This window comes from Bdellovibrio sp. HCB117, assembly GCF_047305915.1.
Lineage (GTDB): Bacteria > Bdellovibrionota > Bdellovibrionia > Bdellovibrionales > Bdellovibrionaceae > Bdellovibrio > Bdellovibrio bacteriovorus_B.
The window spans coordinates 23,208-43,968 of the sequence record NZ_CP178622.1 but is presented as its reverse complement, the minus strand read 5'-3'; the positions used below and the strand labels follow the sequence as shown (position 1 = coordinate 43,968).

25 protein-coding genes are annotated in these 20,761 nt (G+C 44.5%); 7 read left to right on the top strand and 18 right to left on the bottom strand.

What is annotated here, in order from left to right; translation table 11 throughout:
* Window position 1: 1 nt before the first annotated feature.
* From ACLWBD_RS00230 to ACLWBD_RS00185, 10 genes are all read right to left on the bottom strand, one after another.
* A complete protein-coding gene (locus tag ACLWBD_RS00230) occupies window positions 2–442 on the bottom strand; it encodes a hypothetical protein (protein WP_063205837.1) in 441 nt (146 codons plus the stop codon).
* A complete protein-coding gene (fsa, locus tag ACLWBD_RS00225) occupies window positions 442–1,089 on the bottom strand; it encodes a fructose-6-phosphate aldolase (RefSeq protein ID WP_063205835.1) in 648 nt (215 codons plus the stop codon). The genes ACLWBD_RS00230 and fsa overlap by 1 nt, the downstream gene beginning before the upstream one ends.
* A gap of 60 nt (window positions 1,090–1,149) precedes the next feature.
* Complete coding sequence (locus ACLWBD_RS00220) at window positions 1,150–1,659, bottom strand: hypothetical protein (RefSeq protein WP_063205833.1); 510 nt, start codon at window positions 1,657–1,659, stop codon at window positions 1,150–1,152.
* Entirely contained in the window at window positions 1,656–2,342 is a 687-nt protein-coding gene (gene dapB, locus ACLWBD_RS00215) for a 4-hydroxy-tetrahydrodipicolinate reductase (protein ID WP_413569155.1), read from the bottom strand. Before dapB ends, ACLWBD_RS00220 begins: the two co-directional genes overlap by 4 nt.
* Complete coding sequence (gene dapA / locus ACLWBD_RS00210) at window positions 2,339–3,220, bottom strand: 4-hydroxy-tetrahydrodipicolinate synthase (protein WP_063205829.1); 882 nt, start codon at window positions 3,218–3,220, stop codon at window positions 2,339–2,341. Before dapA ends, dapB begins: the two co-directional genes overlap by 4 nt.
* Window positions 3,217–4,077 (bottom strand): diaminopimelate epimerase, encoded by an 861-nt coding sequence (gene dapF, locus ACLWBD_RS00205; protein ID WP_413569154.1) that lies wholly within the window; start codon window positions 4,075–4,077, stop codon window positions 3,217–3,219. Before dapF ends, dapA begins: the two co-directional genes overlap by 4 nt.
* Complete coding sequence (locus ACLWBD_RS00200; RefSeq protein ID WP_063205826.1) at window positions 4,074–4,283, bottom strand: lipoprotein; 210 nt, start codon at window positions 4,281–4,283, stop codon at window positions 4,074–4,076. The genes dapF and ACLWBD_RS00200 overlap by 4 nt, the downstream gene beginning before the upstream one ends.
* Complete coding sequence (locus ACLWBD_RS00195; RefSeq protein ID WP_413569153.1) at window positions 4,267–5,121, bottom strand: tetratricopeptide repeat protein; 855 nt, start codon at window positions 5,119–5,121, stop codon at window positions 4,267–4,269. Before ACLWBD_RS00195 ends, ACLWBD_RS00200 begins: the two co-directional genes overlap by 17 nt.
* A 16-nt stretch (window positions 5,122–5,137) precedes the next feature.
* The gene (locus ACLWBD_RS00190; protein ID WP_041872717.1) at window positions 5,138–5,710 is read right to left on the bottom strand and encodes a hypothetical protein; all 573 of its coding nucleotides are present in this window, start codon (window positions 5,708–5,710) and stop codon (window positions 5,138–5,140) included.
* A 75-nt stretch (window positions 5,711–5,785) separates the two neighbouring features.
* On the bottom strand, window positions 5,786–8,167 hold the full coding sequence (locus ACLWBD_RS00185; protein WP_063205821.1) for a DNA translocase FtsK: 2,382 nt from the start codon (window positions 8,165–8,167) through the stop codon (window positions 5,786–5,788).
* Between the two features lie 146 nt (window positions 8,168–8,313).
* Between ACLWBD_RS00185 and ACLWBD_RS00180 the strand changes: the two genes are divergently transcribed.
* From ACLWBD_RS00180 to ACLWBD_RS00160, 5 genes are all read left to right on the top strand, one after another.
* Window positions 8,314–8,952 (top strand): radical SAM protein, encoded by a 639-nt coding sequence (locus tag ACLWBD_RS00180; protein WP_063205819.1) that lies wholly within the window; start codon window positions 8,314–8,316, stop codon window positions 8,950–8,952.
* Window positions 8,953–8,993: 41 nt separating this feature from the next.
* Complete coding sequence (locus ACLWBD_RS00175) at window positions 8,994–9,293, top strand: helix-turn-helix domain-containing protein (protein WP_061834327.1); 300 nt, start codon at window positions 8,994–8,996, stop codon at window positions 9,291–9,293.
* A gap of 160 nt (window positions 9,294–9,453) precedes the next feature.
* On the top strand, window positions 9,454–10,869 hold the full coding sequence (dnaB, locus tag ACLWBD_RS00170) for a replicative DNA helicase (RefSeq protein WP_063205817.1): 1,416 nt from the start codon (window positions 9,454–9,456) through the stop codon (window positions 10,867–10,869).
* A 14-nt stretch (window positions 10,870–10,883) separates the two neighbouring features.
* Window positions 10,884–11,816 (top strand): SDR family oxidoreductase, encoded by a 933-nt coding sequence (locus ACLWBD_RS00165; RefSeq protein WP_063205816.1) that lies wholly within the window; start codon window positions 10,884–10,886, stop codon window positions 11,814–11,816.
* 108 nt (window positions 11,817–11,924) lie between these two features.
* Complete coding sequence (locus ACLWBD_RS00160) at window positions 11,925–12,119, top strand: hypothetical protein (protein WP_063205815.1); 195 nt, start codon at window positions 11,925–11,927, stop codon at window positions 12,117–12,119.
* Between the two features lie 74 nt (window positions 12,120–12,193).
* On the opposite strand, the gene ACLWBD_RS00155 is transcribed toward ACLWBD_RS00160, so the two are convergent.
* The 4 genes from ACLWBD_RS00155 to rpsF all read right to left on the bottom strand — a co-directional run bounded on the left by ACLWBD_RS00155 (window position 12,194) and on the right by rpsF (window position 15,055).
* On the bottom strand, window positions 12,194–13,042 hold the full coding sequence (locus ACLWBD_RS00155) for a S1 family peptidase (RefSeq protein ID WP_063205814.1): 849 nt from the start codon (window positions 13,040–13,042) through the stop codon (window positions 12,194–12,196).
* 197 nt (window positions 13,043–13,239) lie between these two features.
* Entirely contained in the window at window positions 13,240–13,683 is a 444-nt protein-coding gene (gene rplI / locus ACLWBD_RS00150) for a 50S ribosomal protein L9 (protein WP_063205813.1), read from the bottom strand.
* A gap of 16 nt (window positions 13,684–13,699) precedes the next feature.
* On the bottom strand, window positions 13,700–14,587 hold the full coding sequence (locus ACLWBD_RS00145; protein WP_063205812.1) for a DUF2232 domain-containing protein: 888 nt from the start codon (window positions 14,585–14,587) through the stop codon (window positions 13,700–13,702).
* A 15-nt stretch (window positions 14,588–14,602) separates the two neighbouring features.
* Window positions 14,603–15,055: a 30S ribosomal protein S6 gene (gene rpsF, locus ACLWBD_RS00140; RefSeq protein ID WP_063205811.1), complete on the bottom strand. Its 453-nt coding sequence runs from the start codon at window positions 15,053–15,055 to the stop codon at window positions 14,603–14,605.
* A 149-nt stretch (window positions 15,056–15,204) separates the two neighbouring features.
* Here rpsF and ACLWBD_RS00135 point away from each other — a divergent pair, with 149 nt between their 5' ends.
* Window positions 15,205–15,897, top strand: a complete 693-nt coding sequence (locus ACLWBD_RS00135) for an FHA domain-containing protein (protein ID WP_413569152.1) — start codon at window positions 15,205–15,207, stop codon at window positions 15,895–15,897.
* A 9-nt stretch (window positions 15,898–15,906) separates the two neighbouring features.
* Window positions 15,907–16,788 carry an alpha/beta fold hydrolase gene (locus tag ACLWBD_RS00130; protein ID WP_413569151.1) on the top strand — a complete coding sequence of 294 codons (882 nt, stop codon included), beginning with the start codon at window positions 15,907–15,909 and terminating at the stop codon, window positions 16,786–16,788.
* Window positions 16,789–16,867: 79 nt separating this feature from the next.
* Here ACLWBD_RS00130 and ACLWBD_RS00125 read toward each other — a convergent pair whose 3' ends face one another.
* The 4 genes from ACLWBD_RS00125 to ACLWBD_RS00110 form a co-directional block, all read right to left on the bottom strand.
* Window positions 16,868–18,511, bottom strand: a complete 1,644-nt coding sequence (locus ACLWBD_RS00125) for a S8 family serine peptidase (protein WP_413569150.1) — start codon at window positions 18,509–18,511, stop codon at window positions 16,868–16,870.
* 210 nt (window positions 18,512–18,721) lie between these two features.
* Entirely contained in the window at window positions 18,722–18,970 is a 249-nt protein-coding gene (locus ACLWBD_RS00120) for a hypothetical protein (RefSeq protein ID WP_063205805.1), read from the bottom strand.
* Between the two features lie 131 nt (window positions 18,971–19,101).
* Window positions 19,102–19,851, bottom strand: coding sequence for a hypothetical protein (locus ACLWBD_RS00115; RefSeq protein ID WP_413569149.1), 750 nt, complete (start codon window positions 19,849–19,851; stop codon window positions 19,102–19,104).
* 117 nt (window positions 19,852–19,968) lie between these two features.
* Window positions 19,969–20,757, bottom strand: coding sequence for a succinate dehydrogenase/fumarate reductase iron-sulfur subunit (locus ACLWBD_RS00110; RefSeq protein ID WP_063205801.1), 789 nt, complete (start codon window positions 20,755–20,757; stop codon window positions 19,969–19,971).
* Between the last annotated feature and the right edge of the window lie 4 nt (window positions 20,758–20,761).

Here is a 20,761-nt window from a genome sequence, read left to right as displayed (position 1 = left end):
TTTAGAAGGAGCGGAAGTCGTCAATCACGTTACGATTGTCGCGACTTTGGTTAAGCGCCCGGCGGATCTTTTCGGCGATCACACCGGCTCTGTCGTCATCTCGATCTAACAGCTCAAAGCCGCCATTTTCATCACGACCTTCGACTAGGACCTCGACCTGGACATCATAAGGGCGTTGATCACCTAGGACCGTCACGTGTGTGTAATAACGTTCACGGGCCATATCCATTTTTTCGATAGGTTTGTTCTTCTTATCGTAAAACTGAGAAACTAGTTCTCGTCCATTCTGACTTACCGAGCGAGGCTCACCGATCACGCTCATAACGGCGCGACGGGTTTCGCTGACATTGAGCGGAGTTTCACGAAGAATAACCCCGCCGGTACGACACCCAGACAAAAGAAGAGTTCCAGTCAAAACAAGATAAGAAATGTATTTCATCATTATTTCTTTTGAGCCTTATTCCAGTCATCCATGAAAAGCTTAATGCCTTTGTCAGTTAACGGATGATGAGTCATTTGCTGCATAACCTTAAACGGAATTGTTGCGATATCCGCACCCATTTCAGCAGCAAGTTGAATATGCATTGGACTGCGCACGCTCGCTACTAAGACTTCCGTTGCAAAGTCATAGTTTTGATAAATTTGGATAACCTGGTTAACCATTGTCAGGCCCTCTTGTCCGATATCGTCCAAACGGCCAACGAATGGAGAGACCATTGTCGCGCCCGCTTTTGCCGCTAGCAACGCCTGCATCGGAGAGAAAACTAACGTGACATTCGTCTTGATGCCTTCAGCAGTTAATTTTTTAACTGCGATCATACCGTCTTCAGTCATTGGAATTTTAACAACGATGTTAGAAGCAAGTTTCGCTAGTTCTTTACCTTCACGGAACATTTCTTCTGCTTGAAGGCTGATAACTTCTGCGGAAACAGGACCAGAAACCTCCTTGCAGATTTCTTTGATCACGTCATGAAATGGTTTTCCTGATTTAGCAATCAACGAAGGATTCGTTGTAACGCCGTCAACCCAACCACGTAAGTTGGCCTGTTTGATTTCTTCAATTTCAGCTGTATCGATGAAAAACTTCATGGGATCTCCCGCAAGAAAAATGGATTAAATGTAACACCCAAATTTGTACGTTGGCGCAGGCTAAAAATCAACCAGGCTTTTACCCTGAATATAAAACTCGGCCTGTCTTGCAGGAGCGGCCGCACGCGCAATTTCACTCAGATTCTTCTGATAGATAGGATGCTCATATTGGCCCCATGCTTCCGCTGAACAGCGGATGATGAGCGGGTCTTGATGAAGCTGAGGATAGGGAAGCGTTAATCGAGGAGACATCAATATCAAGTCATCATAGGTAAGAAGTGTTAGCTCTTTATGACTTTTCTGGCTTAGGCCAGGATTGCCTTCCTCACATAAAGATAAAACCAGGTGCAGCAATGCATCCACGTTCAATGGCGTTTCAAAGCGTATTACAAACTCAAGATACGCACTTAAATCTAAGCGCTCCGCTGTTAAATACCGCTTATAGACTGACGAAATCGCGGTGACCTCGCCACATTCACTTAATTTTCTTAGAAGGTTCTTGGCTTTTTCGGCGCCCCCGACGAGGTCGAGGGCGGCATGAATCAAAGCAGAATGCCGAATTGGCGTCATGCTTTTTTCCCAAATAAAACATCACGAATTTGGTAAAGGCCCGGCTTTTGTTTGACCAGCCACTCTGCCGCCATCACGGCCCCTTTGGCGAAGACCGTCCGGTTTAGTGCGGAATGCTCAAAAACCAAAACCTCTTCATCGCTCATTGAATAAACTTTATGAACGCCAAAAACGCCGCCACCGCGAATGGCCAGGGCTTCTGGAAGTTTTTTACCAACGGCTTTTTCTAGATTCTCTTGCAATGTGATTGCCGTTCCGGATGGTTTGTCTTTTTTGCGATTGTGATGAATTTCTTCAATCTGAAAATCAAAATGTGAAATCGCAGAAAGATTTTTCAAAGTTTCGTTAAGGACCGCAACACCTAAACTCATATTTGAAGACCAAAGAACGGGAATCTTTTTAGAGTATTGAGCCAGAAGATCTTTTTCTTTCTTAGAAAATCCCGTCGTGCCGCAAACGACAGGCGTCTTATGTTCGGCAGCTCTTTTTAAAACATCCTTCAAGGCGTCTGGCGAAGAAAAATCAATCCACACATCGACTTGTTTCGCTTTTTTAGCATCGAACTTATCGTCGCGATTCAGTGGATAAAACACTTCACAGCGGGGATTAGAATCAATAACTCCAACAATTTCTTTTCCCATACGGCCCGCAGGGCCGATGACGCCGACTTTGATTTTTTTCACAGAAGACCCACTTTTTTCATTTCTGCTTTCAGACTTTCCGTATGTTCCGCAGACAATTCCACCAGTGGCAAACGCAAAGACGCAGAATCAATCACGCCCATTAACTGTAAGGCCTTCTTTACTGGAATCGGATTTGCTTCGACAAAAAGAAGATTGATAAGATTCATATACTTATTAATATCAGCGCGCGCCTTTTCGATCTGACCTTCAGAAACCCATTTTTTCCACTGCACCATTTGCGCCGGAATTACGTGAGTCGCTACCGAGATCACACCGTGCCCACCGGCCCCTAAGAAATCAACATAGGTGCCGTCGTCACCAGACAGCATCACAAACTCTTTGCCACATGCCTTGATAATGTCTTGGGCTAAATCAATTTTTCCTGTCGCTTCTTTAATTCCAATCACACCCGGAACTTTTGCTAGGTCACGAATGGTCTCCGTTGCAAGTGAGGTGATTGTACGGCCCGGAACATTGTAAAGAAGAGTCGGAATTTTTACCGAACTCGCCACGGCTTTAAAGTGCTCAAAAAGACCGCGTTGCGGTGGTTTGTTATAGTAAGGAACAACAACCAAGATAGCATCGGCACCCATCTCTTCTGCTTTACGAGATGTTTCAATAGACTTTGCGGTGTCATTGGAACCCGTTCCCATGATCAAAGGAACTTTGTCGCCCACAAATTTACGAATATGTTTAAAAAGCTCACCCACTTCTTGAGTTGAAAGAGTGGGGCTTTCCGCTGTCGTGCCATTCACGACAAATCCATCAACACCGCCGTCAAGCTGTTGCTTTAAAAGACGATCTAAAGAAGTGTAATCGACTTTTTCGTTTTTAAACGGGGTAATTAAAGCTGTGAAGGTCCCTTTAAAATTTTTCATCCTACCACCTCTAGATTGTATTTAAATTCTCCGACGAAAACGGCTCCGCCGGTCATAAGTGGGTGAGTGTCTTTACCATCAAAAACCACACTTAAAAGCCCTCCGGGCATTTGCACTTTGATTTGTTTTTCTGAACTAAGCTGCGAATAAACAAGAGCAGCCGCAACGGCCCCGGTACCACAAGCAAGCGTATAATCTTCGACGCCTCTTTCAAAGGTCACCGCATTGATGTGGCCCTTTGAATCTTCCGCATAGAAAGTTACATTCGCGCCTGCAGGTTTTAGATCCGCATGCGATCTGACTTCGCGGGCCATTTCTTTTAGCGTCGTTGCTTCTGCAAGATTCGAAATTTTTTGTACTAAATGTGGAACGCCGGTATTCACCAGAGCAAACTTTTGAACACCTTTAGATTTTGTTTTTAGCTCAATACTTTCTTTTACAAAACGAGCTTCCGGCATTTGCACACGCACTTCGTCGTCACCCAGAATTTGCGCCGTTACCAAACCCGCACCGGTCTTAAATTTCAAACAGGCTTTATTTTCAGAACTTCCCAGATACTCGTAACAGAAGCGGGCAGCACAGCGAGCCGCGTTTCCACACATTTCTGCTGTAGAACCATCAGAGTTATAAAAATCCCAGTCGTAATCAAAACCTTCGCTGCCATTTTCAATAAGCAGAAATCCGTCCGTGCTTAAACCCAATACATGATCGCAAACAAGTTTTGCAAACTCTGCTCGCGACTTTCCCAAAGAGTTTTCCACATCTCTCCAGTCGGATTTTTCACGTGCATCAATGAGGGCAAAGGTATTTCCCGCTCCGGACATTTTCATGATGGAGATCGGAAGAAGCTTTTTCATCGCTCCTCCGGCTCGTTCACCGATGTGTCTTCTTGATCTTGTTGCAAAACTTTGGGCAAAGGTTTTTTCTGCGATTCTTTGTACGTGGGTTCTCCACGACCTAATGGTGCGGGATTGAGTGGTGGCAACGGACGGCCTTTCACGCCGCAACCTGCGAACGTCAAAAGCAGTCCACTAATGAGAAGGATTTTATTCAGGTGTTCCATTCATCCCCTTTAGCTCTCCTTCCACCTCAACAAGGCGGCGGCAAAGCATGGGGTCTATCATATACTGTCTATACTGATTCGCTGAAATGTTTTTGCAGCTCATCACGTATTTCTGAGCCTCTTCCGGGTTGTTTTTCTTAAGGGTTTGGCCGTATTTCCAATTCCAGTAGTATAATTCGGGATACTTTTCGTCAGACTTCTTAAGATTTGCTAAGGCATCTTGCGCTTTTGTAAGACTTTTCTGACCTAGGGACTTTTCAACCTCTAGGGCCTGCCAGAATTTTTGCTGCGGGGACCGTTTTATCACGACAGTGTCGGCCACTTTCTGATAATCCAACCAACGATTCTGACAGATCAATGCTTGAGCCAGGCTGAGCTTTAGTTCTTCATCAAAGCTCACAACCTTCAACTGCTTTTGCACGTTTTCTTGGGCGTTTTTGCAGTCGCCTTTAGCGATAAGCAGACGCGCTTGCTCGTTGATGATTGAAAAGTTGTCGGGCTCGATACGAGCGGCTTCGGTAACCTTATCCAACGCTTGGTTCAAATCGGTCTTTCTTAAAGAGACACCGTTTTCAAACAACTGTTGGGCTTTATCACTAAAAAACACATTGGCGACTTCTGAGGTCGTTTTTTTAAGTTCCGAGATGGCTTGAGGACGGGTTTCGCGCTGAATGGCCGTAGCAAGAATATTCAAAGCTTGCTGGCGATCGCGCTGCAAACTTAAGTTATACGCTTTTTCAATAATATCTTTGTAGGTCTCAGACTTTCCATTCTTCGTCTGAGCAAAAGCGGGCAGTGCTAAAAAGGAAAGAGCCGCAATCACTGCGGCTCTTTTCATGATCAATTGCATTGATTTAGTTCTTTTTGAAGTTTTTCAAAACAACAGTCACGTTACCGAATTGGCTTGGAGCAACTTGTTTCAACATACCAGAAAGTGGAACTTGTTGTGGGTTGATCCATGCGTTGATTTCAGCATTTTGCTCTTTGTCTTTAAGACGAGCGTGGATGCAATCGAAAGTACCAGCAGGAACAGTGATTCTGTCTTCTTTAACTTCGATAACTTCCACGTCTTGTTTAGGTACTTGTTGTTCTTTACCGTTCACTAGCATTTTTTTGATTTCGCCAGTGTTTGGATCAAGAAGAGTTTCAACTTTTTGTTTTCCAGCGAAACCAAGATCCATGTTTTGATCCATCCAGATGCCATCAGCACCGATAGAACGAACTGACATAGACATTGAACCTTTAATGAAGCCCATGTCGATGTTGTAGTTAGCATTGTCGCCAACTTTCCAGTCCAAACCCATTGTTTGAGCTTGATCCATGATCGCTGCGTTTTGGATGTTAGCCAAAACTTCAACAGCAGTTGGAGCAGCAACAGCGTTAACTGAGAACGCAAGACCTAGAGCGGCGATAAGAGCCTTAACCATAAATTCCTCCTTGAATGGTTTTTTATTGTGGTGTCTTAATCACACCGACCTAAGGAGGTAGAGTCAAGGCTCAAATTATTGTTCTCTAAAACTACTGACGAGAACTTGACGCGGCTTGCTGCCATTCGCGGGACCAACGACACCTTCTTTTTCGAAAATTTCGATCAAGCGAGCCGCACGCGGATAACCGAGTCTAAACTTTCTTTGAATCAAAGACGCAGAAATTTCTTTTTGTTCTGAAGCCCACGATAAAATTTCATCGTAACGTTCATCGTATTCTTCTTCACCAAAGCCGCCACCGCCGGAATCGCCAGCTTCCGCACCATCGCCACCAGCAAATCCATCAAGAGCTTTCATCGCCAATGGATCATATTCAGGTTCCGCTTGCGCCGCCCAGTGTTTCACGACGTTGCCAATTTCTTTATCTGAAAGATAAGGCCCATGATGGCGTGTCGGTTTTCCAACGCCTGGAGCTTGGAACAACATATCCCCATTCGGAAGCAAACGTTCTGCGCCTGAATCATCAATGATGATACGGGAATCCATTTTAGACGCCACTTTCAAAGCCACGCGTCCTGGAATATTTGTTTTAATCAAACCGGTTACAACGTCTTTACGCGGGGATTGAGTGGCAACAATCAAGTGGATGCCGCAGGCGCGCGCTTTTTGCGTCAGGCGCTGAATCGGCTCTTCGATGTTTTGTTTTTCCACGATCATTAAATCCGCAAGCTCATCCACGACAATCACGATAAATGGAAGCGGTTGATAGTAATACTGCTCAAGTTTGGCTTTTCCTTCTTCGAGCTCCAAATTGATTTTTTCGTGTTCTTCAATTTCCGCTTTTGAAAGCCCGCCGGTTTTTTCATTGAAGGCTTCAATTTTACCGACGCCGAATTTCGATAAAGATTTATAACGCTTTTCCATTTCGCGCACCGCCCACTTCAAAGCCGTTGCGGCTTTCTTTGGTTCCGTCACGTGAGGAAGAACCAAGTGAGGCACTGTAGAAAACGGAGCTAAGTCGACCATTTTAGGGTCAATCAAAACCAAACGCAGTGTCTTTGGAGAATGGCGGAACAAAAGACCCGTGATAATAGAGCCGACGAACACCGACTTACCCGAACCCGTTGTACCCGCGATCAAAAGATGCGGCATCTTACGAAGATCCACCACTTTAGGTTCGCCATCCACGGCGCGACCGACAGCCATCGGTAACGCAAGATCTTCACTCCAGAACTGATCTTCGGCGATCAAGTCTTTATAATAAACGGTCTCGCGCTTTAAGTTCGCTGTTTCAATACCAACAACATCTGTTCCCGGAATATGACCCACGACACGGACAGACTCAGAAGAAAGAGCCAAAGACAAATCATCTTCAAGCTCTGAAATCTTACTGATCTTAACATCCGCATTTGGTTTAAACTCATACATCGTAACAAGCGGGCCGGGCTTTGCATCCTGGATCGATCCTTCGATCGAGAAGTTCTTAAGCTTTTCCACCAATGAATCCGCTTTTCTTTGAATCTCAGCTTTATCAATTTTAATACGAGACGCTGGAGGGTCTTCTAAAAGAGCCAGCTTCGGCATATCCCAATTTTCGATACGACGAGGTGGTTTCGCCTTCATAACAACTTTGCGCTTTTGCGCAAGCTTCAGGGCCGGCGTTTCTTCCTCTTCCTCTTCGATTTCTTCTTCTTCTTCGTCTTCTGCAGCTTCAGCATCTGCCTCAAGAAGCGCGTTTAGATCCTCGTCTTCTTCCTCTTCATCTTTTCCAACAAATTTTTTGTCTGATAGCGGGAAGACAGTTTTAGGTTTCTCGTCTTTAGCCTCTAACTTTTTAGCTTTGGCTTTTTTCTCTTTCACAAACATGCCGGCAAAAAAGCCCGCAAGCTTATCCATGATTTTCTTCTTCTTTAAGAAAGCCATAAAGCCGCGCGGAGTTTCTGAAAGCTCTTGCAAAGATTTTTCGAAATAGAACACGATGAGCACAGCCATTAACGAAAGCAGAATAACTTGCACACCGATTGAATTAAAGGCGCGCATCAAAGCCTGAGAGACTCCCAAGCCTAAAAGACCACCCAGATAAATCTGCTCTTTGAAAACTTTTGTCGTAGGTAAATAAAGCGACAAAAGAGCCGCAATATTCACAATCAAAAGAAGAGCCCAGACAAAGCGAATATTCTTAAGATTGAGCGGCTCCCCCTGAAAGCTTGCGTACGCAATACGTAAAAAGCTCACAACGACAACCCACGCCGCCAGCCCGAAAGCCTGATAAAGCATGTCTGCAAGGAAACTTCCCACGATACCGCAATAGTTCGTGGCCTTAAGCCCTTGCCCAATAGAATTCATGGAGGGATCAAATGGATTGTAGCTGAACAAAGCCAGGGCGAGGAAAAGCCCTAAACCTAAAAAGCTGATTGCAATGACGTCCTGACGAAACTTCTTAAGAAAATGATTCATTTAAAAAATTTACGAAATTTCCCGTAGTTAGTCATTCTAACAGGCGCATCCTTGACTTAAGACTGGTGCGGTTTCGAAAAATGCCGTATACACGTATCCTTGCAACGAGCCTGACCCGCAGGGTCAACGCCAGGAGCCTGTTTAGCATGCTAAAAATAAACGAGATTTTCTATAGTGTTCAAGGTGAAACGACGTATGTGGGACTTCCCACCGTGTTCGTGCGCCTGACGGCATGCAATCTGCGCTGCACTTACTGCGACACCAAATATTCTTATTATGAAGGTGAGTTGCAAAGCCTGGAAACAATTCTAAAAGAAATCGAAACACACAAAACACCGTATGTCTGCATCACCGGTGGAGAACCTCTTTTACAAAAAGAAGTTCACACATTGATGAAGACATTATGTGATCGCAGTTACAAAGTTTCTTTGGAAACCAGCGGATCAAAAAGCATCGAGCACGTCGATCCGCGCGTAAAAATAATTTTGGATGTGAAAACTCCTGATAGTGGAGCCGCAGATTCTTTCTTGATGAACAACATCAGCTTTTCCACGCCCAGCACGGAATACAAGTTTGTTATTTGTTCTGAAAAAGATTTTGAATGGTCCGAAGAATTCTGTCGTCAACACAATTTATTTGAAAAATTTGTGGTTTTATACAGCCCATCATACGGCCAAGTGTCTGAACGCTGGTTGGCAGAAAAAATTTTGCATCAAAATTCATCTGCGAGGTTGCAATTGCAGCTGCATAAGTATATTTGGTCTCCCGAAACACGCGGAGTGTAGTCCACTCCAAAAATAATAAGCTGAACATTCTTGGGAGTTCCATGACGCCGAACCTAAACAGTTCCGATAATCTTTTTGTCGCTAATCTTCAGTCCGTAAGCTTGGAAAAGCTTGTGAAGAGCAAACTAGAAGTTTTATTTGCTCAACAAAAAGAAGCTCAAGTTGAGTTGAATGGTTTGTACAACGTCGTTATCGAACAAGTAGAAAAGCCTCTTTTAGAGCTGGCTTTGCGCGCTTATAACGGAAATCAAGTTAAAACTGCGCAAATGCTTGGCATCAATCGCAACACACTTAAGAAGAAAATTGACAACTATAAGATTCGTGTAAAAAAACTGAACTAAGAGATTAGTTTTCGGAAGAATGCTTTGGATCCTAGTGAACCGAAGCATTTATCAGAAAACTTGTGCACCGGCGGGCCCGTTTAGAACCACCATCTTTGTAGAAGCCCCGCAATTTTTTTAGTCTTTTGTTTTAAATCTTCGTTACTCTTAGAGGGGTTCAATGAGTACACGGATTCCACCTCAGAATATTGAGGCCGAACAGTCTATTTTGGGCGGTCTCATGCTAGACCGAGAAGCTTTGGACCAAGTGGGTGATATCCTTGTGGCTGAAGACTTCTACAAGCCATCTCACCAGAAGATTTTTAACGCCATTAAAGAGCTTCACAGCAAAAATCAACCTGTGGACATCATCACCGTAACGAATATTCTTCAAGGCGAAGGCTCTATGGAGATGGCCGGTGGACCCGAGTATTTAGTCAGCCTTTTAGATAAAACAATTTCGTCTGCAAATATCGTTACTCACGCAAAGATCGTAAAAGATAAAGCGACGTTGCGTAAGTTGATTCAAGTTAATAGCTCTCTTATTGAAAAAGCGTACGAACAGGATTTCGCGGACGTTGAATCGTTTGTCGATCAAGCTGAAAGTGAAATCTTTAAAGTCGGTGAAGCCAAAGCTGCTACGGGCCTTGTTGGCTCGATGGAAATCGTTCGCGCTTCTATCAAAAAATTAGAAGAGCTTTATAAGAACCAAGTTGAGGTCACTGGTCTTGCTACGGGCTTTAAACGCCTGGATGAAATGACAGCGGGACTTCACCCTGGAGAGATGACGATCATCGCCGCTCGTCCTTCCATGGGTAAGACAGCGTTCTCTCTTAATATCGCTCAACACGTGGCTTTAAAGCTTAAAAAGACTGTGGCCTATTTCTCTCTAGAAATGGGTAAAGAGTCCATGATGATGCGTATGTTGGCGGCCGAAGCGAAAGTGGGCTTGGGTTCCCTTCGTAACGGTAAAGTCAGCGATTCTGAATGGCCTCGCTTGATTCATGCGGCTAGTCTTCTTTCTGAAGCCAGCATCTTTATCGATGATACGCCAGGTGTTTCACCTTTTGAAATTCGCTCTAAGGCGCGTCGCTTGAAAGCTGAACACGGATTAGATTTGATCATGATCGACTACTTGCAGTTGATGAGCATGAAGCAAAAAATGTCTTCACGTGAGCAAGAGGTTGCAGAAATCTCTAAATCTTTGAAGGCCATCGCCAAAGAATTGAAAATTCCTGTTATTGCTCTTGCCCAGCTGAATCGTGGGGTGGAAGGCCGTACAGAGAAAAAACCAATGCTTTCTGACCTGCGTGAGTCCGGATCAATCGAACAAGATGCCGACGTTATCATGATGCTTTATCGTGATGACTACTATGATAAAGAAAATCCAGATAAACAAGGTCACGCCGAAGTGATCGTGGGTAAGCAGCGTAACGGTGCCACTGGCCCCGTTAAAATGCGTTTCGATGCCCAATACAATAGATTCCGTGATGCCGAGCCGGAAGAGCGTAACATCAATCCGATGCCGCCACCGCAAGCTCCACCTCCGATGCCAGGCGGCAGACCTAAAAACTTTGCACCAGGCGCACCAGTTTAAGATAATGGGCTTCTATGAGGCCCTTACTTTACTTCTTTCAGCGTAAATCAAAACCTCAAGCGTTTAAGCCCGTGGTCTTAGTCACGGGTTGTTCCGCTGGCATTGGCTTAGCCTTAGCCGAACTTCTTTATCACTGCCAAGAATATCGTGTCGTAGCCACCGCCCGTGAGCACAGTCTTGAAAAAGTGCGCTCGCACTTTTTAGAAAACGATCGCTTCATAATTCGTCCTTTGGACGTGACCATCGAAGAAGACCGCGTGCGCCTTTATAACGAGATTCAAAAAACCTGGGGTGGAGTTGATATCCTGATAAATAACGCCGGTATTTCGTATCGTTCGGTCATTGAGCACATGACTGAAAAAGATGAAGAGCTGCAAATGGCCACCAATTATTTTGGCCCGATGGGACTGATTCGCCTTTCTCTGCCACACATGCGCGCCACCGGCCGTGGTAAGATCATAAATATTTCTTCGGTCAGTGGGATGTTAGCCATGCCGACGATGGCATCTTATTCAGCCTCTAAATTCGCGTTAGAGGGCGCCAGCGAAGCCTTGTGGTACGAAATGCGCCCCTTCGGTGTGACTATCACCCTCGTGCAGCCAGGCTTTATTCACAGCAATTCTTTCAAGAACGTGTATCACACCGAATTGTCGGATCCGACTCGCAATTGGAGCGGCCCTTATTGCGACTTCTATCAGAACATGACTCCGTTTGTGGAAAAGATGATGAACATGTCGCTAACCACTCCAGAAAAAATTGCGAAGCAGGTTTTGAAAGTGATGAAGCAAGAAAATCCGCCGCTCTGGATTCCAGCGACCCTGGATGCGACACTCTTTTATTACATTCGTCGTTTGCTGCCTCGACGTATCCTTTTGCCATTCCTCTATTGGAATCTGCCTAAGGCACGTACTTGGTCTAAGGAACATTCCCACCGTCGACAGAAGTAAGCTAGACCAAAGCCCAAAGCCGTTTTTTGGAATTGAGTTCTCTTTAACCTCTTGATTTAGTCAAAGCGTCTTACAAAGCGAGACCCTTGTTAAGCATGGAGGCTGATCATGGGAGAAACTTTAGCAAAGACAGTGATTGCGGCAACCGGACTGCCTCAGGATCCTGTCGAACGTGAATTCAATGCCCTGTTAGAAAAGTACGGGAAAAGCCCAGAAACGCTCACCATTGAAGAGTTGCGTGAAGTCATGGCTGAATACCTTCAGTTGGTTTTCCTTGAAATGCAGGACGAGCAGAGCGCTTAAAAAATATCTTCGATAATACAAAATAAAAAAGGCTCCTCATCGGGAGCCTTTTCTTTTTAGCTTTTATCTAAAAACTATTTTCCAGAAAGCTTTTTCAAAGCGTCTTTTACGAAAGTAGATTCAGATTTCACTTTTGTGTAAACGCTTACTAGAGAGCAGTCATCTTTTCCGTCTTTACCAGCACCGCGGCTAGTAACACCCCAAACATATTGAGTGCCGTTCACTTCAAGGAAAGCCGGACCACCAGAGTCACCGTGGCAAGCACCTTTGCCTTGAGTTTGATCAAGAAGGATTTCGTGTTTACCGAAATCTTCAACGATCTCAACGTCGACTTTGCGAAGTTTGTTATCGCTTTTTGTATTCACGCCATCAGTTTCGATCAAACCGTAACCAGCCAAAGTCACTTTTTTACCCGCTGTCAAAAGTGTCTCGTCATCCAAGAACTTCGCAAGTTGGTAACCAGGAGCCATCGCGCCAGAGAATTTAACAAGAGCTAGGTCATGAGCGTCTTCACCTTGCTCACCCGTTTTTCCGTATTCTGTATGAATAACGTAATCTACAACAAGACGGATATCGCCTCTTTGCATGTTATTTAGATCTGTATTGAAGATCACATAAAGAGCGACCTCTTTATATTCGGAACCCACTTCAGGAACGCAGTGACCTGCAGTCAAAACGATATTTGAAGTTAGCAAAGAACCTGTGCAGATGAATTGACCTTCTTGGCCATCTTGAGTGACCACAGAAGCCACTAGAGCCACCGTAGACTTCGCAATAACGTCTTTAGAATCAACAGGAACGCCACCAATTATAGATGTGCTATCAGCGCCTAGTTGAACAGAGTTCTGTTTCGCAGGAGAGCAGGCAATCAAAGATCCCAAAAGACCTGTAACTAGAGCTGCTTTAAAAACTGTGGATTTCATAGTGACCCCCCCAAAGTGAGGGCCGTTAAACACCCAAAATGGAACCAGTGCAATACAAATTTTCAAATATTTAAGATAACAAAGTCTTATGATGGAAGTGCGTCATTTTTAAGCAGGTGAAATGACTATAAAAAAAGGGATCTCTTTTGACGGAGATCCCTTTTAAGAACTTTCGATTTACCGAAACTTTCTCGTTATTACGCTCTTTCAACAGAGATCTGGATTTTTGCTTCCATACCTTCTGCGTAGCGAACAACTGCCTTGTGTTGACCCAATACTTTGATTGGCTCTTCAAGGTGAATGTCACGACGGTCTACTGAGTGACCCATTTTTTGCAATTCTTTAGAGATATCTGTTGTAGTAACAGTACCGAAAAGTTTGTCAGTCTCACCAGCAGCCAATTTGAATGTTACAGTTGTGCCGTTGATTTTGTTCAAAAGCTCTTGGCGTTCTGCCAATGCTTTTTTCTTTTTAGCTTCAGCTACGCGTTTCAAGTGTTCGTACTCTTTTACGCGTTTTTCAGTAGCTTCCGCTGCCAATTTACGTGGGAACAAGAAGTTTCTTGCGAAACCTTCAGAAACGTTCACCAACTCACCAACACGACCTACATCTTTAACGTCTTTTTGAAGAATAACTTTCATGTGATCTCCATTTTTGTTAGTTGCTTTCAGCAGGCTTCACCTTGTTCAGGCGAGCTCTGAAATCAACCCAGTAATCGATCAAGCCAACCACGCTCAAAACAAGCAATAACTGACCGACCAAAATTATGTACGTCAGAACTCTCATGAAAACACCGGCTTTCATAGAATTCAGAAATACCTCCAACACTGCCAGCCCCTGAAAGAAATAAAGAACGATAACAACGTTCACAATATTCACTGCGAGGATGGAAGTGGCCTTACCGCCAAAACTCACCATTGTTAGAAGGAAGGCAGTCATCGCAACCCAAATCACAAAATCCGGAACGCGATATTCTAACAACTTGAGCTGAGAGGCAATTTTCTCACGGGGCAAATTGAGCCATGAAAAAACCCTTCTCTCAAAAATTAATCCCACACCCAACGTTATGATTAAAAGAATAACGATGGCTGAAGGAATCTGCTGCACCAGAATTGCCGGATCCAATTTCACCGCCGGATTCATTTTTTGAACCTGAGCGGAAAACTGCTCCATTAATTTTTGGACTTCAGCATACGTGTTGATTCCGTTCTTTTGAAGTGCTCCAAAAAGTCCCAAGCCAGCGGCTGCAGAACCGATTGCGACACTCGCAAGTCCAGAGATCCACCACCCAACACCCTTTTGCTCTAACTCCATGTAGGCCCCTAAAGTCATCCAAACAGAGCCAAGGAAAAGCGCCAGAGGTTGTGCGTTCAGGAGCCACGCTGCTCCCGTTGCCACAAGTCCCAAAATCCAAAAGGCGAGGGGACCGTAGGCTTTACGTAGTACACGAAGAAGAGGCGCGCCCATAACCACAGTCAACATCGACAACAAAATCGAGAGAGATGAAATTGTGATGAATTTCTGTGGCGTCGCGGTCTTCTTCATGGATTACGCTCTTAATTATTCGCCTTTTTCGAAACGTTCTGCTTTTGCAGCTGCGAAGGCAGCTTTACGAGCAGCGGCTTTTGCTTCACGCTCTTTTTCGCGAGCAGCAGATTCAGAAAGACCTTTTTTGAAGCCTTCCATGAACTTAGCCAAAGAAACACGCTCGTCCAAACGAGTGTGCATAAAGCGAAGAACTTTGTCGTTGATACGCATAGTTCTTTCAAGCTCAGCGATAGCTTGAGTATCTGCTTCGAACGTAGAGTGGAAGTAGATAGCTTTTTTCATTTTGCCGATGGGAGTTGCTAGAGTTCTTTTACCCCAAGTTTCCAAAGAGTTGATTGAACCTTTGAAAGATTCGATCGTAGCTTTGTTCTTTTTGAACAAATCTTTTTGCTCTTCAAGAGTTGCATCTGGGTGCATAAGAACCACAACTTCGTATGGCTTTTTCGCAGATTTAGTAGTTTCCATGAACTATATCCTTTCGGTTTAAGCCCCCACCATAGTGAGCGGGAGCAAGGATGACTTTTTTAAAATGTTTAGAGGGTTTAGCACGGCTTAGGACCAAGCACAAGGATTAGGCATTTGAATAGTGAATAAACCGGTCCTAGAATACTTAAATGGTCACTTTTATTGAGATTCTTGATGGCCCCAATGAGGGTTCCCGCTTCAAGGTTGAAGACGGAATCACCCTGGGTCGCTCCAAGGCCGACATCATTATCAAAGACCCCAAAGTTTCGGGGACCCACGCCCAGATCTCTATCGACGGGAAGGGGCAGTTTGTTTTGATGGATTTAGACTCCTCCAACGGCATCCATATTAGTGGTCGCCGTGTAAAAAAAGTGGCGTTATTACCAGGGGTTATCTTTGAGGTAGGTCGCACCCAGTTTAAAGTTATTTCGGTCGAAGAAGAGATCGCGATCGACTTCAGTCGACTTGTGACGTGGCGCAATATTTTAAAGGACAAGCTGTCGGAGGTCACACCTCCCGATCCCTCCGAACAAAGCCTCGTATTGCAAAGATTTAGCCCCGCGTTAAAGCTCACATTCACCCAGGGTATTCAGACGGATGAGGAAATTATTTTAGGCTATGGGCCCCGTAAAGCGGGTTCCGAGTCCTTGGATATCGAACTTCACGATGAAGATGCCCCCAAAGAGGCTTTCGAACTTCATCCCGGTCCAGGTATGGTTGAATTAAAAATCAAAGCTCCTGGTCGTGTGACTCTTAACAATAAGTCCGTTGATGCCGAAATGCTTAAAGATGGCGACTTGATTTCTTTTGGAAACACGCTCATTAAAGTGACGTACTTGTAGAGAGGCTTCATGTTAACAACACCCAAAACCACCGGCAGCTTTGAAAGCTTCGACGGCACTCCGATTTATTATGAAGTGCGCGGGGAGGGTGAGCCTTTGATTCTGATCTACGGTATTGCCTGCATCATGAACCACTGGCACCACCAGATCGAATATTTTTCCCACAAATACAAAGTCATCACTTTCGACCTTCGCGGACACCAAAAAAGCAACCCTGTGACCGACATGAGTCAGTTAACGATGGAAGCTTTGGCAAAAGACGTTTTTGCTTTGATGAAGCATTTAGAGATCAAACAGGCTCATTTTGCAGGACATAGCTTCGGCGTTCCTATCATGCTCAAAGCTTATGATGAAAAGCCGGAGGCTTTTGCATCGATGATTTTCATTAATGGCTTTGCTCGCAATCCTATCAAGGGAATGTTTGGCCTGGATGTGATCGAACCCTTCTTTTATTTCGTGAAAGAGCAATACGAAAAACAACCCTACGTGTGGAATACTCTGTGGAAATTGGCTGTTGATAATCCTATGTCTGTGTATATCGCGGCTCTGGCTGGTGGATTCAATCTTCGCGTAAGTCATATAAAAGATATCGAAGTGTACTTAAGAGGCGTGGCGCGCTTAAATCTTGAAGTCTTCATCACTTTATTTGAAGAGCTGATGGAATATAACGGGGAATCAGTTTTAGAAAATATCAAGGTGCCCGCGCTCATCATCTCGGGCGAAAAAGACATGGTGACGCCTTTACGTTTCCAATATCATTTCAAAGAGACGATCAAACATTCTGAGTTTGTACTTGTGCCGTATGGCTCACACTGCACGCAGTTGGATTTTCCTGATTATACAAACTTAAAAATGGAAAAGTTTTTAAAAGAAGTGTCTTCCAAAAAGTAGTTCTTAATTTTTATTTTATCTGAAAATAAAAAAGCCACCTCAAAAGGTGGCTTTTTAGTTTTTCTTTTCAGCTTAAAGATTATCTGTAAGCCGCTTTCGTGATATCAAACCCGTAGCGTTGAACAGAATCATCAGATGTGAAAACGATTTTTACGTACTCACCGTCAATTGTTGTTGAGAACGAGTCGTCGTTTTTACCGCTCATGTCAGAGACCTTCTTGCCGTTAGCATCGAAGAACTCCACTTTGTCATAATCTCTTTCAGTGTCGAATTTAGAGAAGTACAAAGCGATCTGTTTTGCTCCTGGAACACGAACTTCGAACTCTTCCTTCGTTTTTTCTTTATATGGATGAGCCGAAGAAATGCTGACAGGAACAGTTTGCCAGTTGATCGGATCATTTGGATCTGGAGCCGGCAATGTATTTGTCAACATTGCATAAGCATTCACCATGCCACCTTTAGATTTACCACGAAGTCCCGCGATTGGTTTAGAAGTCGCGATAATTCTTTCTTTCATTTCAAGCGCTGTCAGGTTCGGCTCGTTAGAAGCCAATAGAACCGCCATACCAGAAACGTGTGGAGTCGCCATCGAAGTTCCAGACCATGAATCGTATTTTCCACCAGTGATAGAAGACACGATATTCACACCTGGAGCACCTACGTGAACTTTTGTTTTGCCGTAGTTAGAGAAAGAAGCGATTTGGCCTCTGTTATCAATCGCCGCTACCGAAAGTACGTTTGGTACATCGTATGTAGCAGGGTATGTTGGGCTCGCGTCGTTATTATTAGACTCGTTACCCGCCGCCGCGACGAAAAGTGCGCCAGCAGCATTCGATCTTTCGATAGCTTGCTTCAAAGTTTCAGAGTAACCACCGCCACCCCAAGAGTTCGACATGATTTTGGCACCCATTTTTGTTGCGTAGTCGATTCCTTTTAAAGCGCCATCAAGTGAGCCTGAACCGCTTGCAGAAAGGAACTTCACGCCCATGATACGAACGTTCCAAGCTACACCCACGATACCTTTGCCGTCATCACCCGTACCACCAATAGTGCCCGAGCAGTGAGAACCGTGACCGTGATCATCGAGTGGATTACCAGTTGGAGCGTTCGCATTAACGAAATTCGCACCGTGGATATCGTCAACGATACCATTTCCGTCGTCGTCAACTCCTGGTTTACCATTCGCTTCAACTTCGTTCGTCCACATATTACTAACTAGATCCGGGTGATTGTAATCAACACCTGTATCGATAACAGCGACGATAATGTCTTTAGATCCTGTTGTGATATCCCATGCTTGTTCTGCACCGATATCTATACCTGCAATACCTGCGCGACGCTCAGAATCTTGTTGTCCGCTATTTTTCAATCCCCACAGTTGACCCAACATCGGGTCATTTGGAGTTTTGTTAATTCTGTAGATGTAGTTTGGTTCTACAATGTCTACAATTGGATTTTCAGAAAGGGATTTAACTACGTTTGACTGGATTTCAAACACCGGGCGTTTGATAACCACAATGTTTTGTCCGGGAATAGTGTCTTTTACGTAAGACCCCAGTTGCGCGCTAAGAACATTGATCGAAGATTTCGCGGAAACAGAGTCTTTCAATTTAACAATGTATTCGCCTGGAACTGATTCAGCTGGCGCCGCAAACGCATTAGCACCAATAAGTAGTAAGCCTACCATGGCTGCTTTAGAGGCTCTTTCCATAAGCCTTTTCATAATCCCCTCCTTCATTGGGTGATTTTCAAGCGAACGAACGAGGAAAAATTTTCCCTGAACGTGCCCAGTTCCAAAATGGTACCAATGTGAAGGTGAGCTGGTTATTAAATTTTGTAGAGGAGAATTACTTGGGGCCAATTCTTAGCACTAGGTCGTGTTTTTCCAGACGAAGGACAAGGAACTTTCTAGCCATTCTTCTAATAGACGAGACTAAGACACGGCCTTTTTTCCGGACGTTGGTCGTGTTTCTTGCTCGATAAAATCAAAACTCAACTGTTGTGGAGATTTGAGTGTCGCGATTTTCTGTGGGTTTGCAGCGATCTCTTTTTTCTCTGAAGGAGTTGTAACATTGACTCCATAAGAAGCTTTCATGAGGTGTTTTATAAATGCTTCTTTGACACTGTCCGGAGCATCTTTGTTGAAACCTAACTCTTGCATCAATACATCAATCTTCTTCATAGCCAATCCTTGGTCTAGTTTCGGAAGTTTGTTGCGTTAGCTTTAGAAGAAATCAAAAAAGATGTGATGTCGAAGATGTCTCTGTATGAGACGACCTTCGATGCAGAGTTTAAAGGTTAAAAATTATAATATTATTTTACACCGTCAGGATTTTTAGAGCGGGATTTTGCAGCATTCGCTTCAACTTCACGAATGCGGTCCGCGACACCGCGCGCCCATTTTGCGCCATTTTTAGCGTCAAAATGTAAACCGTCTGAAGTTGTCTTGATGTCGTTTTCACTAATACCGATTTCCGTGGTGCTGTCGATGACCTGACAACGGGGAGCCACTTCATTCTTGATGATTTCAATTACGCGAGCGAGGCGCATGTTCGACTTAAAATAGGGTTTTGAGAGCGCTTTATCAGTCCACGTTGGCGTCACCCAGTAACAAGTGCCATTGAATTTGTTTTTGTTCAGCACTTCGGTGATCTGCTTAACTTGTGCAACAACGGTTCTATCAGACTGAGAATTGGGATTTTTGTAATCGGCAAAGTTATCGCCCAATTCGATAATAACTCTTCGCGGTTTTTCTTCATCTAAGAGGGTAGATAGCAATGGGGCCGTTGCTTTCGTTCCGCCAGGAACAACCTTCTGTTTGTCGTTTTTTCTATCCGCAAAACCATAACTCAAAGTCCGTTTTGCTTCGGATGAGTCCGTGAATGAGCGAGCCGTTCCACCCGCAAGACCCACGGTGCGCACATTCTCTTGCGCCACTTCATTGAAATATTTGTGAAGATTTTCACCAAAAGGTCCCACGACGTGTGAATCGCCAATGATCAAAGTGTTCGCCAGCGAAGTCGTAGAAATTAATAATGAAAGAACCAAAGCGGACTTATTCATTCCTTTATGTTGCCGTCGATATTCCTGAAACACAAGACAGCACAAGAAGGGGCTGGGTAAAAATAAAAAAGGGAGCCTTTTAGACTCCCTTTTTTACATCATATTTGATTTTAAAAACTAGCCTGCGCCGCCATCACTGTGTTTTTCACGCTTCGTTGCGTTCGCCACTAGGAATTCACGGTTCATACGAGAGATGTTTGTAAGTTGAATGTCCTTAGGACAAGCCGCCTCACAAGCACCTGTTGTCGTACAAGCACCGAACCCTTCGGCATCCATCGCAGCCACCATGCGAAGAGCACGTTCTTTTCTTTCAACCTGACCTTGCGGAAGCAAAGCCATGTGCGAGATTTTTGCTGAAGTGAATAGAGCAGCTGAAGCGTTCTTACAAGCAGCCACACACGCACCACATTGGATGCATGTTGCAGATGACATCGCCTCATCCGCGTCTGCTTTTGGAACCAGGATCGCATTTGCATCAACAGCATTGCCAGCATTTTGACTGATGTAACCACCCGCAGAGATAATTCTATCCATTGCAGAACGATTCACCATTAAGTCTTTAATAACCGGGAAAGCTTGTGCGCGGAAAGGCTCAATCGTCAACGTTGCGCCGTCCGTGAAATTTCTCATGTGCAATTGGCACACGGTTGTTGATTTCATAGGACCGTGAGCTTCACCGTCGATCACAAAACCACACGCACCACAAATACCTTCGCGGCAGTCATGGTCAAATGCGATAGGCTCGTCACCTTTAGAAACAAGCTCTTCGTTCACAGCATCTAGCATCTCAAGGAAAGAAGCGTCTTCAGACACATTCTTAGCTTGCAAATCTACGAAGCCGCCTTGGTCTTTAGGACCTTTTTGTCTCCACACTCTTAAAGTCAGATTCAATGTTTTTCCAGCCATGTTA